The organism is Actinomycetospora straminea (assembly GCF_028737255.1).
In the GTDB taxonomy this organism is placed as follows: Bacteria; Actinomycetota; Actinomycetes; order Mycobacteriales; family Pseudonocardiaceae; genus Actinomycetospora; species Actinomycetospora straminea.
Map to the genome: position 1 here is coordinate 138,741 of NZ_JAQZAN010000005.1, position 13,416 is coordinate 152,156.

Annotated in this window: 19 protein-coding genes; 13 read left to right on the top strand and 6 right to left on the bottom strand. The window is 75.0% G+C overall.

What is annotated here, in order from left to right; genetic code table 11:
- Positions 1-9: 9 nt before the first annotated feature.
- The 3 genes from PH190_RS09615 to PH190_RS09625 all read left to right on the top strand — a co-directional run bounded on the left by PH190_RS09615 (position 10) and on the right by PH190_RS09625 (position 2,064).
- The gene (locus tag PH190_RS09615; RefSeq protein WP_274231281.1) at positions 10-759 is read left to right on the top strand and encodes a BglII/BstYI family type II restriction endonuclease; all 750 of its coding nucleotides are present in this window, start codon (positions 10-12) and stop codon (positions 757-759) included.
- A gap of 86 nt (positions 760-845) precedes the next feature.
- Positions 846-1,634: an MT-A70 family methyltransferase gene (locus PH190_RS09620; RefSeq protein ID WP_274231282.1), complete on the top strand. Its 789-nt coding sequence runs from the start codon at positions 846-848 to the stop codon at positions 1,632-1,634.
- 151 nt (positions 1,635-1,785) lie between these two features.
- Positions 1,786-2,064, top strand: a complete 279-nt coding sequence (locus PH190_RS09625) for a helix-turn-helix domain-containing protein (RefSeq protein WP_274231283.1) — start codon at positions 1,786-1,788, stop codon at positions 2,062-2,064.
- Here the strand turns inward: PH190_RS09625 and PH190_RS09630 are convergent.
- Positions 2,061-2,636: an ester cyclase gene (locus PH190_RS09630; protein ID WP_274231284.1), complete on the bottom strand. Its 576-nt coding sequence runs from the start codon at positions 2,634-2,636 to the stop codon at positions 2,061-2,063. The genes PH190_RS09625 and PH190_RS09630 overlap by 4 nt on opposite strands.
- Positions 2,637-2,727: 91 nt before the next feature.
- Between PH190_RS09630 and PH190_RS09635 the strand changes: the two genes are divergently transcribed.
- On the top strand, positions 2,728-3,354 hold the full coding sequence (locus PH190_RS09635; protein WP_274231285.1) for a hypothetical protein: 627 nt from the start codon (positions 2,728-2,730) through the stop codon (positions 3,352-3,354).
- Here the strand turns inward: PH190_RS09635 and map (PH190_RS09640) are convergent, their stop codons facing one another.
- Together map (PH190_RS09640) and PH190_RS09645 are read right to left on the bottom strand one after the other, a co-directional pair.
- Positions 3,355-4,140 (bottom strand): type I methionyl aminopeptidase, encoded by a 786-nt coding sequence (gene map, locus PH190_RS09640; RefSeq protein WP_274231286.1) that lies wholly within the window; start codon positions 4,138-4,140, stop codon positions 3,355-3,357.
- Between the two features lie 49 nt (positions 4,141-4,189).
- Positions 4,190-5,716, bottom strand: coding sequence for a flavin-containing monooxygenase (locus PH190_RS09645; RefSeq protein WP_274231287.1), 1,527 nt, complete (start codon positions 5,714-5,716; stop codon positions 4,190-4,192).
- Between the two features lie 46 nt (positions 5,717-5,762).
- Between PH190_RS09645 and PH190_RS09650 the strand changes: the two genes are divergently transcribed.
- The 4 genes from PH190_RS09650 to PH190_RS09665 all read left to right on the top strand — a co-directional run bounded on the left by PH190_RS09650 (position 5,763) and on the right by PH190_RS09665 (position 7,920).
- The gene (locus PH190_RS09650; RefSeq protein ID WP_274231288.1) at positions 5,763-6,611 is read left to right on the top strand and encodes a helix-turn-helix domain-containing protein; all 849 of its coding nucleotides are present in this window, start codon (positions 5,763-5,765) and stop codon (positions 6,609-6,611) included.
- A gap of 10 nt (positions 6,612-6,621) precedes the next feature.
- Entirely contained in the window at positions 6,622-6,993 is a 372-nt protein-coding gene (locus PH190_RS09655; RefSeq protein WP_274231289.1) for a VOC family protein, read from the top strand.
- A gap of 37 nt (positions 6,994-7,030) precedes the next feature.
- The gene (locus PH190_RS09660) at positions 7,031-7,432 is read left to right on the top strand and encodes a thiol-disulfide oxidoreductase DCC family protein (RefSeq protein ID WP_274231290.1); all 402 of its coding nucleotides are present in this window, start codon (positions 7,031-7,033) and stop codon (positions 7,430-7,432) included.
- Positions 7,433-7,512: 80 nt separating this feature from the next.
- Positions 7,513-7,920: a VOC family protein gene (locus tag PH190_RS09665; protein WP_274231291.1), complete on the top strand. Its 408-nt coding sequence runs from the start codon at positions 7,513-7,515 to the stop codon at positions 7,918-7,920.
- Here the strand turns inward: PH190_RS09665 and PH190_RS09670 are convergent.
- Positions 7,917-8,588 (bottom strand): amphi-Trp domain-containing protein, encoded by a 672-nt coding sequence (locus tag PH190_RS09670; protein WP_274231292.1) that lies wholly within the window; start codon positions 8,586-8,588, stop codon positions 7,917-7,919. The two genes, PH190_RS09665 and PH190_RS09670, sit on opposite strands and share 4 nt — an antisense overlap.
- A gap of 147 nt (positions 8,589-8,735) precedes the next feature.
- Here PH190_RS09670 and mtnA point away from each other — a divergent pair, with 147 nt between their 5' ends.
- Positions 8,736-9,749, top strand: coding sequence for an S-methyl-5-thioribose-1-phosphate isomerase (mtnA, locus tag PH190_RS09675; RefSeq protein WP_274231293.1), 1,014 nt, complete (start codon positions 8,736-8,738; stop codon positions 9,747-9,749).
- A 26-nt stretch (positions 9,750-9,775) separates the two neighbouring features.
- Here the strand turns inward: mtnA and PH190_RS09680 are convergent, their stop codons facing one another.
- On the bottom strand, positions 9,776-10,456 hold the full coding sequence (locus PH190_RS09680; protein ID WP_274231294.1) for a cation efflux transmembrane domain-containing protein: 681 nt from the start codon (positions 10,454-10,456) through the stop codon (positions 9,776-9,778).
- A gap of 160 nt (positions 10,457-10,616) precedes the next feature.
- Between PH190_RS09680 and PH190_RS09685 the strand changes: the two genes are divergently transcribed.
- Complete coding sequence (locus tag PH190_RS09685; protein ID WP_274231295.1) at positions 10,617-11,183, top strand: Clp protease N-terminal domain-containing protein; 567 nt, start codon at positions 10,617-10,619, stop codon at positions 11,181-11,183.
- A gap of 3 nt (positions 11,184-11,186) precedes the next feature.
- Here PH190_RS09685 and PH190_RS09690 read toward each other — a convergent pair whose 3' ends face one another.
- Positions 11,187-11,459 (bottom strand): helix-turn-helix domain-containing protein, encoded by a 273-nt coding sequence (locus tag PH190_RS09690; RefSeq protein ID WP_274231296.1) that lies wholly within the window; start codon positions 11,457-11,459, stop codon positions 11,187-11,189.
- Between the two features lie 48 nt (positions 11,460-11,507).
- Here PH190_RS09690 and map (PH190_RS09695) point away from each other — a divergent pair, with 48 nt between their 5' ends.
- From map (PH190_RS09695) to PH190_RS09705, 3 genes are read left to right on the top strand one after another with little or no spacing between them, the layout of a single operon-like run.
- Positions 11,508-12,272, top strand: a complete 765-nt coding sequence (map, locus tag PH190_RS09695) for a type I methionyl aminopeptidase (RefSeq protein ID WP_274231297.1) — start codon at positions 11,508-11,510, stop codon at positions 12,270-12,272.
- A 60-nt stretch (positions 12,273-12,332) separates the two neighbouring features.
- Positions 12,333-12,767: a VOC family protein gene (locus tag PH190_RS09700; RefSeq protein WP_274231298.1), complete on the top strand. Its 435-nt coding sequence runs from the start codon at positions 12,333-12,335 to the stop codon at positions 12,765-12,767.
- 4 nt (positions 12,768-12,771) lie between these two features.
- Positions 12,772-13,413, top strand: a complete 642-nt coding sequence (locus PH190_RS09705; RefSeq protein WP_274231299.1) for a winged helix-turn-helix transcriptional regulator — start codon at positions 12,772-12,774, stop codon at positions 13,411-13,413.
- Positions 13,414-13,416: the final 3 nt, after the last annotated feature.

Sequence of the window (13,416 nt, forward strand, 5' to 3'; positions counted from 1 at the left end):
TGCGCGTCGATGGAGCTCACGGGCAGCTGGACCACGGCGCTGCCGGCCGGCGTCGTCGAGCGCTACGAGCTGCGCGAGACGCGCAACGCCGCCGCTGTGCTCGCGGCCACGAGCCCGGACGAGTTCGCCGAGATCTGCGCGGTGCTCTCCGACTTCGCCCTCACCACCGCCGACCTCGTCGAGGCGGGCGGCAACGAGTCCCGCCTGGCCGCGCGGCTCAACGCCGCCTTCCGGTCGCGCGGGTGGCGCGAGGGGCGCGTCGACACCGTCGTCACCTCGCGGCTGCAGGTCCAGCCGTGGGCCCCCGCCGGGGAGGTCGGGGTGACGGTGCGCGAGAGCGAGGTCGTCAACGAGGGCTACAAGGTCGACAACGTCAAGGGCCGGGTGGCGCTCGACGTCGAGTGGAACGCCAAGGACGGCAACCTCGACCGCGACATCTCCGCCTACCGGGCGCTGTACGACGCGGGCCTCATCGACGGCGCGGTCCTGCTCACCCGCACCCACGACGACCTGCGCGACCTCGCCCGCGAGCTGGCGCGCGCGGCGGGGCGCAGCGACGACGAGGTCCGCAGCCGGCTGTCGACGTCGACGACCACCCACCTCGGCAAGCTGGAGTCCCGGATGACGCGCGGCGACGCCGGCGGCTGCCCCCTGCTCGCCGTCGCGATCTCCCGGCGCTGCTGGGTGCCCGCTGACGGCGAGCCGGCGCGCCCCGAGGCCCCGGCACCGTGGATGCTCACCGACGGGGTGAGCTGGTGAGCGGGCACCCGGCGCACGACCGGTCACTGTCGGACCCCGCCGCTAGCGTCCCGCCCACCCCGACCCCGGCGAGGAGGCCCGAGACGATGACCCTGGCGGCGGACGCCGGCAGCGCCGAGATCGACACCGAGATCCAGGCAGAGATCAGCACCGAGATCCAGGCAGAGATCAGCACCGAGATCCCGGCGGAGATCAGCCCCGACGACCCCGGCGCGCCCGAGCCCGCGCCCCCGCGATCCCGCCGCGCGGCGCCCCTGCGCGCGGACGCGACACCGCTGCAGAGCCTCGCGCTCCCCCGCACGGCCGGCGGCTGGTCCTGCGTCTACGCGGACCCGCCGTGGCGGTTCACCAACCGCACCGGCAAGGTCGCGCCCGAGCACCGGCGGCTCGACCGCTACGACACGATGTCCGCGGCCGAGATCGCCTCGCTGCCGGTGGCCGACGTCGTCTCCGCGAACGCGCACCTCTACCTGTGGGTGCCGAACGCGCTGCTGCCCGAGGGGCTCGCGGTGATGCAGGGCTGGGGCTTCCGGTACGTCAGCAACCTCGTCTGGGCCAAGCGGCGCAAGGACGGCGGGCCGGACGGGCGGGGCGTCGGGTTCTACTTCCGCAACGTCACCGAGCTGATCCTGTTCGGCGTGCGGGGCTCGCTGCGCACGCTGGAGCCGGGCCGGCGGCAGGTGAACATGATCGAGACCCGCAAGCGCGAGCACTCCCGCAAGCCCGAGGAGGCGTACGACCTCATCGAGGCGTGCTCGCCCGGGCCGTACCTCGAGATGTTCGCCCGCTACGCCCGCCCGGGGTGGACGAGCTGGGGTGCGGAGTCCGCCGAGGACGTCGCGCCGCGCGGCCGGCAGTACCCCGCCTACAGGTAGTACACGGCCGAACAGATTCGATCACTGCAAGTCACGACACTCGGCCGTCGGACGGACCTTGATCTCGTTCGCAGTACGCTCCCGACCGCTTGACTCAGGGGTAATCGCCGGTAGTGGCGACATTCGGCCACGCGCTGTGATACTTCCCCGCATGGCGAAGACACCGGAGCTGGCGCGCAACCAGCGGGTGACGGGGGCGGAGCGCACCAAACTGGGCAACGAGCTGCTCAAGCGGTACCAGAAGGGCGCCAGCATCCGTGAGATCTGCGCCGAGACCGGCTACAGCATCGGTCGGGTCCGCCGGCTGCTCGTCGACGCGGGCGTGGAGTTCCGCGGCCGCGGCGGGACCCAGGGGCGCAGCCGCAAGGACGGCACGGCGGGCACCGCCGGTACGGCGGGCACCGCCGGCACCGCCAAGTCCGCGAGCTAGCGCCGGGCGCGGCGCCGCGCCAGCGCGTTGAACGCGGTCTTGAGGCCGACGTCGAGGCGGGAGCCGTCGGCGGGCAGCAGGCCGATCTGCCGGGCGAACTGCATCTGGTCGAAGACCACGAAGTTGCCGGCCACGTGGCCGTCCTCGACGACGACGTGGTCCATCCCGTCGAGGTCCAGGCGAGCGCCCGAGGGCGCGATGCCCTCCCAGTCGCCGCCGGTGTGGTGGCCGGTGAGTCGCCAGCGCAGGAAGACCTCGCCGCTCCGGCCCTCACCCTGCTCGGCCATCCCCTCGATCGTCATCGTGAGGTCGGGGACGGCGGTGAACACGCTCGCCCACCAGGCCACGAGCTCGTCGGCGCTGCGGACGGTGCGCATCGGGAAGCGCACGCGGATGTCGGGCGCGTAGGCCTGGCGCAGCGACGCGGCGTCGTGGCTGTTGATGACGTCGATGCTCCAGCGCACGAGCGCGCCCGGCGTCGCCCCGGCGGGCGGGGTGGGCCGCGGCGGGTCCGGCGCGGGCCGGCGGCCCGACGGGCCAGACGGTTCGGACGAGGTGGGCTCAGCGCTCACGAGGCACTCACGGGCAGGAGCGTAGACGGCGGCACGCCCGGGCACCTGTGCGCACACGACCCGCTCCGTCTCCCCGAGGTGACCTCCGTCCATGAGCACGTCCCAGCTCGCCGCCCAGTGGGTGTCGGCGATCGGCAGCGCCGGCTCCCTGCTCGGCTTCGCCGCCTACGTCTGGATCATGATGCTGAACCGCAAGGACCAGGTGGAGGTCCGCCAGGAGCAGCAGGCCCAGGGCGTCACCGCCTGGCTCGACGAGGGGACGCGCCACGACCGGGACGAGGACTACGTGATCGTCGTCCACAACGGCGGCGACTCCCCGGTGTTCCAGGTGCGCTGCTTGTTCAGCCTGCCCTCGAGCGACGAGCAGCACAGCGTCTCGATGGCGCTGCTGCCCCCGGCGAGCGACGAGATCCACTCGCTGCCGTTCGGGCACGGCGAGGTCAGCCGCGACGAGCTGTACTCGGCGCCGGCGGTGCCCGAGATGCGGTTCACCGACTCCCACGGCACCCACTGGGGCCGCGACGGCAACGGGCAGCTGCACCGCCTCGACCGGCGCGGGGTGCGGCGCAAGCCGTCGTCGGACGGCGGGCAGGACGCCGCGCGCGACGATTCCGAGTGGGAGCAGGCGCACCGCGAGCGTGCCGACGCCCCGCGCGAGGGCTCGTCGCAGGGCGACTCGCCGCAGGACGACCAGCGGCGGGCGTCCAGCCAGTCGTAGCTACGGCAGCGTCAGGATCCGCGGGCCGTCGGCGGTGATCGCGACCGTGTGCTCGGCGTGCGCGGCGCGGCTGCCGTCGGCGGTGCGCAGCGTCCAGCCGTCCTCGTCGTGGACGTAGTCGTCCTCGCCACCGGCGTGCAGCATCGGCTCGATCGCGATGACCAGCCCGGGACGCAGGCGCATCCCCCGCCCCGCGCGGCCCTCGTTGGGGACGTGCGGCGACTCGTGCATCGCGCGCCCGATGCCGTGCCCGCCGTGGTCGGCGAGCATCCCGTAGCCGGCCTCCCGGGCGACGGCGCTGACCGCCGCGCCGATGTCGCCGAGGCGCCCGCCGGGGCGTGCGGCGGCGATGCCGGCCTGCAGGGCGCGCTCGGTGGTGGCGATGAGCGCGAGGTCCGCGGGGTCGGCGTCGGCGCCGACGACCGCGCTGAACGCGGCGTCGCCGCACCAGCCGTCGAGGAAGGCGCCGCAGTCGATGCTCAGCAGGTCGCCGTCGGCGAGCCGGTGGGAGCCGGGGATGGCGTGCACGACCGCGTCGTTGACGCTCGCGCAGATGACGCCGGGGAACGGGCTCGGCGCGAAGTGCGGGTGGTAGTCGAGGAACGCGGGGACCGCGCCGGCGTCGTCCATGACGTCGTGGGCGACGCGGTCGAGCTCCGTCAGGGTCACGCCCGGCGCGGCCGCCGCGCGCACCGCGTCGAGGCAGCGGGCAACGACGCGACCGGCCTCGCGCATGGCGTCGACCTCACCGGAGGTCTTCAGCTCGATCTCGGAGCGCCGCAGCATGCCCAGACCCTAGACAGGGCCCGGATCCGGGGTCGGAATGACACGGCTGTCATTCGTCCCCAGTGTGGACAGGCCCTGTGGACAACTCGGCCCGGCGGCGGGGGATGAACTCGTAGTCCGTGGGGTCGAGCCGCGCCACCGCCCGGACGTACTCCTCCATGTAGCGCGGCCAGTTGGCGACGATGCGCCCCGACTCGTCGCGGTACCAGGAGTCGCACTGCGTCCACGCCGTGCCCTCGAACTCCGCCTGCAGGCGCTCGTCGAAGGCCTGCTCGACGTCGCGGCGGACCTCGAGCGCCGCGGCGCGGCGGCGCGCGGTCTCCTCGAGCGCCTGGCGCACGTAGGCCACCTGCGCCTCGAGGAACACGATGATCGAGCCGCCCGAGGTGTTGGTGTTCGGCCCGTAGAGCACGAACAGCGACGGGAAGCCCGGCACCGTCATGCCCAGGTGCGCGTGCGCCCCCTGCCCCCACTCCTCCTGCAGCGTGCGCCCGCCCCGCCCGACGATGTCCATCGGGAACATGAAGTCGGTGCTCTTGAAGCCGGTGCCCCAGATGAGCACGTCCGCGGGGTGGTGCCGCCCGTCCTCGGTGCGCACGCCGTCGGGGTCGATCTCGGTGACCCGGTCGGTGACGAGCTCGACGTTGTCGCGCTGGAGCGCGGGCAGGTAGTGCGAGCTGAAGAGGATCCGCTTGCACCCGAACGTGTAGTCCGGCCAGGCCTTGCGCCGCACCTCCGGGTCGCGCAGCTGGCGGCGCATGAACAACGTCGAGTAGACGCGCCCGGCCCGCCCGACCGTCCGCGGGTGCCGGATCATGATCGTCAGGGACTCGAGGTAGCCCTTGAGCAGGAACCGGCGCGTGCGCATGATCCCCGGCACGGCGCGGAAGACCCGGCGCATCGCGGGCGGGTAGTAGCGGTTCCTGCGCGGGAAGAACCAGTTGCCGCTGCGCTGGAAGACGGTCATCTTCCCGACCTCCGGCGCGATGGCCGGCACGAACTGCACCGCGCTCGCGCCCGTCCCGACCACCGCGACGCGCTTGCCGGCCAGGTGGACGTCGTGGTCCCAGCGCGCGGAGTGCATGGCCGGGCCCGCGAAGTCGTCGGCGCCCGGGATCGGCGGGATGGCGGGGGTGTTGAGCTGGCCCGTGGCCAGCACGACGGCGTCGGCCTCCCAGCGCCGCCCGTCCTGCGCCTCGACGGTCCAGGTCATCGTCGTCTCGTCGAGCCGGACGGCGTCCACGCGCACGTCCGGCACGAACACCTCGCCGAGGCCGTACTCCTTGGCGACGCCCTGGAGGTACTCGAGGATCTCCGACTGGGGCGAGCAGAGCCGTGACCAGTCGCTGCGCTGCGCGAACGAGAACGAGTACAGATGGCTCGGCACGTCGCAGGCCGCGCCCGGGTAGCTGTTGTAGTACCAGGTGCCGCCGATCTCGGGGGCACTGTCGAGGATCACCACGTCGGTGATCCCGTGCTCGCGCAGCTCGATCGCGGCTGCGATGCCGCCGAAGCCCGCGCCCACGACCACGACCCGCGTCGCGGCCTCCCGACCTGTCCCGTCCTGTCCCGTCACGGGCCGGACGGTATCCGTTCCACCCCGCTTTTGGCAGGCTGCCAACGTGACCTCGACCGGGCGACGTCCGCACCCGGCGCTCGCCGGCGTCGTGCGGCGGTACGAGCCGTACGACGAGGTCGCGACGTCGGCGCCGCTCCGCCGCCGGGAGGCGCCGCACGGCGCGTGCACGCTGATCCTCGCCTGGGCCGACCCGCTGGAGCTGACCGGACCCGGCGGGCGCGCCCGCCACGCCGCGTTCCTCGCGGGCATGCACGACGGCGCCGTCGTCACCGCGTTCGCCGGGCGCCAGCAGGGCGTCCAGGTCGACCTCACCCCGCTCGGCGTGCTGCGCCTGCTCGACCGGCCGACCTCCGCGCTGACCAACCGCATCGTCCCCCTCGACGCCCTCGACCAGCCGGCGCTCGCGGCGCTCCCCGAGCGCCTCGCGGACACGCCGCCGACGGAACGCCTCGCCCTCGTCGACACCGTGCTGCGCGAGCTGATCGACCGGTCGCGCACCCGGCCGGACCCCGCGGTCACGCACGCCTGGGCGCGGCTGGCCGGGGCACGCGGGCGAGTGGCGGTGGCGACGCTCGCCCACGAGACGGGCTGGAGCCGGCGCCACCTCTCCGCGCGCTTCCGCGACCAGGTGGGCCTCACGCCGACGACCGCCGGACGCGTGCTGCGCTTCCGCGAGGCCGCGCGCCTGCTCGTGCCCGGACCGGCGAGCGCCCGCGTCGCCGACACCAGCGCCGACACCATCGCCGACGTCGCCGCGAGGTGCGGGTTCGCCGACCACTCCCACCTCGTGCGCGAGTTCCGGGACCTCGCCGGCTGCACGCCCAGCCGTTACGTGCAGGAGTGGCGGGCGGGGTTCCCCGACGTCCAAGACGCGGCGCGGGCCGGCTCCTAGCGTCGTCGCCATGAGCATCCACCCGACCCTGCGCTACCGGGACCCCGACGCGGCGATCGCGCTGCTGCGCGACGCGTTCGGCTTCACCGTCGCCGCCGAGCACCGCGGCGGGTCCGGCAGCGTGGAGCACGCCGAGCTCACCCACGGCGGCGGCGCGGTCCTCCTCGGCCCCCGCCGCGAAGGCGACGCTTTCGCCACCGGCCGGGCGGTGATCTACGTCGTGGTCGACGACGTCGACGGCCACCACGACCGCGCGGTCGCCGCCGGCGCCACCGTGACCATGGGACTGACCGACCAGCCCTACGGCTCCCGCGAGTACGCCGCGGTCGACGGCGAGGACAACGTGTGGAGCTTCGGGACCTACCGCCCGGGCGGCTCCTGACCCGGTCGCGACGGCGACGCGCTGGCACGCTGGGTCCATGGGCTCCGCCGACACCACGACCGGCCGCCTCGTCTTCGACGGCCGGTGCGGCTTCTGCACGCGCTGCGTCGACTGGTTGCGGGTGCTGGACCGGCGCGGGCGCATCGACGTGCAGCCCTACCAGGCCGCCGGCGTGCCGGCCTCGGTCGGCGCGACCGTCGAGGAGTGCGGCGAGGCGGTGCAGTGGCGCGGCCGCGACGGCGTGCGCCGCAGCGCGGCCGACGCCGTGAACGCCGTGCTCTCGGAGATCACCGGCACCCCGCTGCCCTCCCTGCTCTACCGCGCGACCGGCGGCGTGCAGGAGTGGGCCTACCGCTGGGTGGCCGACCACCGTGGCGCCTTCCCGGGCACGACGCCGCACTGCGAGGCGCATCCGGAGGACTGCGCGGCGAACGGCTGACGAGGGGTTCCGCGCGCTCCGGACGGGGTCTAGTTTCCGCTCCCGTCGGGGCCCGACACCGTCGATCACCGGAGCACACCGTGGCCGTCCGCCTGAACCCGTACCTGCACTTCGACGGCGAGGCGGCCGACGCCGTCGCCTTCTACGCCGACGTCTTCGGTGGCACCACCAGCGTCATGACCTTCGCCGAGATGGGCATGGAGGGCCCGGACGCGCAGAAGGTCATGCACGGCCAGCTCGAGACCGAGCAGGGCATGACCCTCATGGTCGCCGACATGCCGCCCGGCACCACCCGCGAGCGCGGCAACGACGTCACCGTCGCGCTGTCCGGTGACGACGAGCCGACGCTGCGCGGGTGGTACGAGCAGCTGTCCGCCGGGGGCACGGTCGGCACCCCGCTGGAGAAGCAGATGTGGGGTGACTTCTACGGCGACTGCACCGACCGCTTCGGCGTCCGCTGGATGGTCAACATCTCCGCGGCGGGTTAGCCCTCGCCGTTCCCGGAGGCCGACGACGAGGAGGACGACGAGGACGACGACGAGGGCGACGAGGCCGCGGCGCCCCGGCTCTTCGCGGGAGCCTTCGCGGCGCCCTTGACCCGCCCCTTCGCCGGTGTCGCCGAGGTGTCCTTCACCGGGCCCTTCGCGACCGAGCGGCCCGGCGCGGTGCGCGAGCCGGCGTCGGCGCCGGACGAGCCGGACGACGAGCCCGACGACGAGCCCGAGGAGCCGGACGCCCCGGACGACGGGGTGGTCGGGGCGCTCGACGACGAGCCCGCGCCGGTCGACGAGGTGGCGGCCGCGCCCTCGTCCTCGTCCTCGCCGCCGTCCCCGCCGGCGTCCTCGCCGCCGTCCTCGCCGCCGTCCTCGTCGGCGTCCTCGCTGTCCTCGCTGTCCTCCGCGTCCTCGTCCCCGCCCTTGCGGCCCCGCCGGCCGGTCGTCCAGGACAGCTCGAGCTCGAGCTCGACCTCGTCGCCGTCGATCTCCACCTCGATCTCGACCTCGATGTCGTCGGCGAGGGGCAGCGTCAGCACCGGCCCGGACAGCGACAGCTCCGCCGAGCCGCCCTCGCGGATGGCGTCCGCGAGGTCGGCGAGCCAGTCGGCGACCTCCTCGCGCGACAGCGTCACCTCGTGCTCGACCTTGACCTCAGCCATCACGCCGTCCTCTCGTCGCGCGCGGCCACGGCGCCGCGCTGTGCCCGTCACCACCCTGGCAGGCGGCGGGTGATCCGGTCATCAGCGCCCGGGGTCCTCGCCACACGGGCCTGGCGCCCGGCCGGACTCGCGACGAAGGTGGTGCTCGTGGCGCGCACCGTGGACTGGGACGGCGACGCGATCGCGGCGATCGACCAGCGCGCGCTCCCGGCGGAGTACCGGGTCCGGCGCCTCGCGACGGTCGACGCGGTGGTCGCGGCCATCGGCGACCTCACCGTCCGCGGCGCGCCGGCCCTCGGCGCCGCGGGGGCACTCGGCGTCGCCCTCGCCGCCCGCCGGCACCCCGGCGACCCGGACCGGGTGCGCGCGGAGGCCGAGCGGGTGGCCGCCGTCCGGCCCACCGCGGTGAACCTGCGCCGCGGCATGGAGCGGGCGCTCGCGCGCCTCGACGACGGCGCCGAGGCGGTGCTCGCCGAGGCGTGCGCCGTGCTCGACGAGGACGAGGCCACCAACCGGCGCCTGTCCGCCCGCGCCGCCGACCTGCTCACCGAGCTCTGCGGCGACCGCCCGCTGCGCCTGCTGACCCACTGCAACAGCGGCGCCCTGGCCACGGTCGCGTGGGGCACGGGGCTGGGCGCGGTGCGCGAGCTGGCCGGGCGGGGGCGGGTCGCGGAGGTCCTCGCGTGCGAGACCCGGCCGCTGCTCCAGGGCGCCCGCCTGACGGTCTGGGAGCTGCGCGAGATGGGCGTGGCCCACCGCCTGTGCGTGGACGCGGCGGGCGCCTCGGCGATCGCGCGGGGGCTCGTCGACGCCGTGGTGGTCGGCGCCGACCGCGTCGCCGCCAACGGCGACGCCGCCAACAAGATCGGCACCTACGCGCACGCGTGCGCCGCGGTCCGCAGCGGCGTGCCGATGGTCGTCGTGGCGCCGGAGTCGACGGTCGACCACGCCACGCCCACCGGTGCCGACATCGCCATCGAGGAGCGCGACGCCGACGAGGTCCGCACGGTCGCGGGGACGCCGATCGCGCCGTCCGGGACCGCGGTCTACAACCCGGCCTTCGACGTCACGCCGGCCGCGCTGCTCAGCGCCGTCGTCACCGAGCGGTCGACGTTCCGCGACGGCGCCTGGACCGTCGAGACGGCGCCCGCCCTGCGGTGACCGGGAGCAGCGATCGACGGCACGGCTCAGCAGCAGTGCTCCCCGCGCCACGCCGTGCGCCCCTCCTTCACCGCGACCGCCGCGATGACCAGCGCGACCACCGGGTCCGCCCAGCTCCACCCGAGCAGCGCGTTGAGCACGAGGCCGAGCAGCAGCACCCCCGAGAGGTAGGTGCACAGCAGCGTCTGCTTCGAGTCGGCGACCGCGGTGCTCGAGCCGAGCTCGCGGCCGGCGCGGCGCTGCGCGACGGAGAGCACCGGCATGATCGCGAGGCTCAGCGCGGCGAGCACGATCCCGACGGTCGAGGGCTCGGCCTCGCCCGCGCCGAGCAGCGTGCGGACCGCGTCGACGGTGACGTAGGCGGCGAGGGCGAAGAACGAGACGGCGATGATGCGCAGCGTCACCCGTTCGCGTGCCTCGGGGTCGCGGGCGGAGAACTGCCAGGCGACGGCCGCCGCCGAGGCCACCTCGATCGTCGAGTCCAGCCCGAACCCGACGAGCGCCGACGACGACGCCACGGTGCCCGCCGCGATCGCGACGACCGCCTCGACAACGTTGTAGGTGATCGTGGCCGCGACGAGGAGCCGCACCCGTCGCGTGAGGACGGCGCGGCGGGTGTCGTCGACGCCCGCGGGGGCACAGCACGAGCACGATTCCGCCGGGGCCGACCCTGACGGCCCGCCCGTGCCGGTCCGGGGCACCTCCATCACGACACGGTAGAGCGCCGGCCGGGTGGTCGGGAGGGCCGGTCGGCGGGCGGCGGCCGCTCCTCGGGGTGTCTCCGCCCGGGTCCGGTCGTGCCCACCTCGACGGCGTGACCCCCGCACGGTCGTGTACGGAGCGGATCGACGGTGGCACGCTGTGCCCGTGCTGTCGGGGCCCGGGAACGCGCCGTCCGGCGCCCCCGACGTCGCCGGCGGCGGGGCGCCGCGCTGCGGCGACCCCACGTCCTGGGCGCGCGGCATCGGCGCGCTGCAGGAGGCCGAGCGCGTGGGTTCCTGGCGGGTCGGCAGCGAGCACCTGCTCGCCGCGAGCCTGCTCGACCCCGTCGCCCGGCGCGTGGTCCTGGAGGCCGGCGTCGACCTCGGCGTCGTCCAGGCGCAGATCGGCCGGCCGGTGCACGCCGGCATCGGCGCGCGGCCGGGCCTGCTGCCGCGCCCCGAGGACATGAGCCTCAGCGACGGCGCGACCCAGGCCCTCGAGCGCCTCCGGGCCCGCATCGGGGACGACCCGAGCCTCGCCACCTGGGTGCGCCCGGACCGCAGCACCGACCCCCGTGGGCGCAGCGTCGTGCGCCGGCGCCTGCTCGTCCTGCTGCTCGAGGGCGAGGGGCCGGGCGGGGCGTGGCGGGTGCTCGACCGGCTCGGCGTCGCGCCGCACACGGAGCGGCTCGTGGCGCGGCTGGGCGAGCCGGACCCGTCCTCGCCCCTGTAGCGCTCAGGCGGTGCGCGGCTGCTCGTCCGCGCTCGCGGGGACGCAGGCCGCGGCCAGATCGGCCAGCGGGAACGCCAGCTCGTCGGCCAGCGCGGCGACGGTGAAGAAGGCCGGCGTCGGGACGCGCCCGGACTCGATCTTGCGCAGCGTCTCCACCGACATCCCGGCCGCCGCGGCGACCGAGGCCATGCTCCGCGTCCCCCGGGCCTCCCGCAGGGCCTCGCCGAGCCGCTGCCCGCGCTCGCGCTCCTCCGGGGTCAGCGGCACACGCACCATGGGCGTGATAGTAATACCGGTATAACTATCCCGACCAGGAGTGCTCCGATGATCGAGCTCAAGACCCCCGCCGAGATCGAGCGGATGCGGGTCGCCGGACGGTTCGTGGCCCAGGTGCTCGGCGAGCTCGCCGAGCGCGCCCGGGTGGGCGTCGACCTGCTCGACCTGGAGCAGCACGCCCGCACGATGATCCGCGAGCGGGGCGCCGAGTCGTGCTACTGGGACTACGCGCCGTCCTTCGGTCGCGGGCCCTTCCGCAACGTCGTCTGCCTGTCAGTCAACGACGCCGTCCTGCACGGGCTGCCGCACCGCTACGTCCTGCGCGACGGCGACGTCCTGAGCATGGACCTCGCCCTCGGGATCGACGGCTGGGTGGCCGACGCCGCGCGCACCGTCATCGTCGGCGAGGCCGCCGAGGAGGACCGGCGCCTCGTGCGGGCCGGCGAGGAGGCGCTCGAGGCGGCGATCGCCGCCGCGCAGCCGGGCGGCCGGCTCGGCGACATCTCCGCCGCGATCGGGCGCGTCGCCGCGCGGTACGGCTACCCGGTCAACCTCGAGTTCGGCGGCCACGGGCTGGGGCGCACGATGCACGAGGACCCGCACGTGCCCAACGACGGGCGCGCCGGCCGGGGCCTGCGACTGCGGCCGGGGCTGACGCTCGCGCTCGAGCCGTGGTTCGCCCGCACCACCGGGAAGATCGTCTACGACCCCGACGGCTGGACCATCCGGTCGGCGGACGGCTCGCGCACCACCCACGCCGAGCACACCGTCGCCATCACCGAGCACGGGCCGGAGGTGCTCACCCGGGCTTGACCGCGCACTTGTTTTTCGCAAGTGTGGCTCCCGCACGCAGCGACGGGCGGGAGACCCGAGATGACCATGATGTTCGTCAGCCTGCCGGTGACCGACCTGGAGCGGGCGAAGGCCTTCTACACCGCGGTCGGGTTCAGGATCAATCCGGCCTTCAGCGACCACAACGCGGCCTGCGTCGTCGTCGAGGAGGACCACAGCGCCGTCATGCTCCTGACGCGGGAGTACTTCCAGACCTTCACCGACCTGCCCCTCGGCGACCCGGCCGCGAGCCCCACGGCGTCGACCGCGTTCTTCCTCGACAGCCGCGAGGACGTCGACGCGACCGCCGCGAACGGCCTGGCCGCGGGGGGGTCGGAGCCGCGCGCGGCGGCGGACTACGGCTTCATGTACCAGCGCGGGATCACCGACCCCGACGGGAACGCCCTCGAGTTCGGCTGGATGGACCCGGCCGCCGCCGCCGAGGGCCCCGGGGCCGCCGTGGGCCAGCAGGGCTGACGCGGTGCCCGCCCGGGAGTACGGGCAGTACGACGGCGTCACGCGCGCCCTGGAGCTCGTGGGCGAGCGCTGGGCGCTGCTCATCGTCCGCGACCTGATCGTCGCCCCGCGCCGCTACGGCGAGCTCGCCGCGGGCCTGCCCCGCATCCCGAGCAACATCCTCGCCGCCCGGCTCAAGGAGCTGCAGGAGGCCGGCATCCTGCGGCGGGCGCCGCGCTCGCGCGTCGTCGTCTACGAGCTCACCGACTACGGCCGCGAGCTCGAGCCCCTCGTGCTCGCGCTCGGGGCCTGGGGCGCGAAGGCGATGGGCGAGCCGCGGGACGAGCAGATCGTCACCCCCGCCTCGGTGACCATCGCCCTGCGCACCGCCTTCCGCCCGCAGGTCGCGGCCACCCAGCCCGCCACCGCCTACGCCGCGCGCGTCGACACGGACGAGCTGCTCATCCGCGTCGACGGCCCCACCCTCGACGTCACGCGCGGCGACGGACCCGTGGACCTCGCCTTCACGGCAGGTCCGAGCATCCACCGGCTGATCTCCGGTGAGCTGGCCCCGGAGCGCGCGATCGCCACCGGCGCGGTCGAGGTGCTGCGCGGGCGGGGCGACCTCCTCGGGCGCTTCGCGCGGACGTTCCACCTCGCGGCCTGAGGC

What these genes read in the sequence shown, in the direction of transcription:
- PH190_RS09625 (WP_274231283.1), top strand. Translation starts at nt 1,786, where the DNA reads ATGGCGAAGACACCGGAGCTGGCGCGCAACCAGCGGGTGACGGGGGCG.
- PH190_RS09700 (WP_274231298.1), top strand. Translation starts at nt 12,333, where the DNA reads ATGACCATGATGTTCGTCAGCCTGCCGGTGACCGACCTGGAGCGGGCG.
- PH190_RS09690 (WP_274231296.1), bottom strand. Translation starts at nt 11,459, where the DNA reads ATGGTGCGTGTGCCGCTGACCCCGGAGGAGCGCGAGCGCGGGCAGCGG.
- PH190_RS09620 (WP_274231282.1), top strand. Translation starts at nt 846, where the DNA reads ATGACCCTGGCGGCGGACGCCGGCAGCGCCGAGATCGACACCGAGATC.
- PH190_RS09615 (WP_274231281.1), top strand. Translation starts at nt 10, where the DNA reads ATGGAGCTCACGGGCAGCTGGACCACGGCGCTGCCGGCCGGCGTCGTC.
- PH190_RS09655 (WP_274231289.1), top strand. Translation starts at nt 6,622, where the DNA reads ATGAGCATCCACCCGACCCTGCGCTACCGGGACCCCGACGCGGCGATC.
- PH190_RS09635 (WP_274231285.1), top strand. Translation starts at nt 2,728, where the DNA reads ATGAGCACGTCCCAGCTCGCCGCCCAGTGGGTGTCGGCGATCGGCAGC.
- map (WP_274231286.1), bottom strand. Translation starts at nt 4,140, where the DNA reads ATGCTGCGGCGCTCCGAGATCGAGCTGAAGACCTCCGGTGAGGTCGAC.
- PH190_RS09670 (WP_274231292.1), bottom strand. Translation starts at nt 8,588, where the DNA reads ATGGCTGAGGTCAAGGTCGAGCACGAGGTGACGCTGTCGCGCGAGGAG.
- PH190_RS09680 (WP_274231294.1), bottom strand. Translation starts at nt 10,456, where the DNA reads ATGGAGGTGCCCCGGACCGGCACGGGCGGGCCGTCAGGGTCGGCCCCG.
- PH190_RS09660 (WP_274231290.1), top strand. Translation starts at nt 7,031, where the DNA reads ATGGGCTCCGCCGACACCACGACCGGCCGCCTCGTCTTCGACGGCCGG.
- map (WP_274231297.1), top strand. Translation starts at nt 11,508, where the DNA reads ATGATCGAGCTCAAGACCCCCGCCGAGATCGAGCGGATGCGGGTCGCC.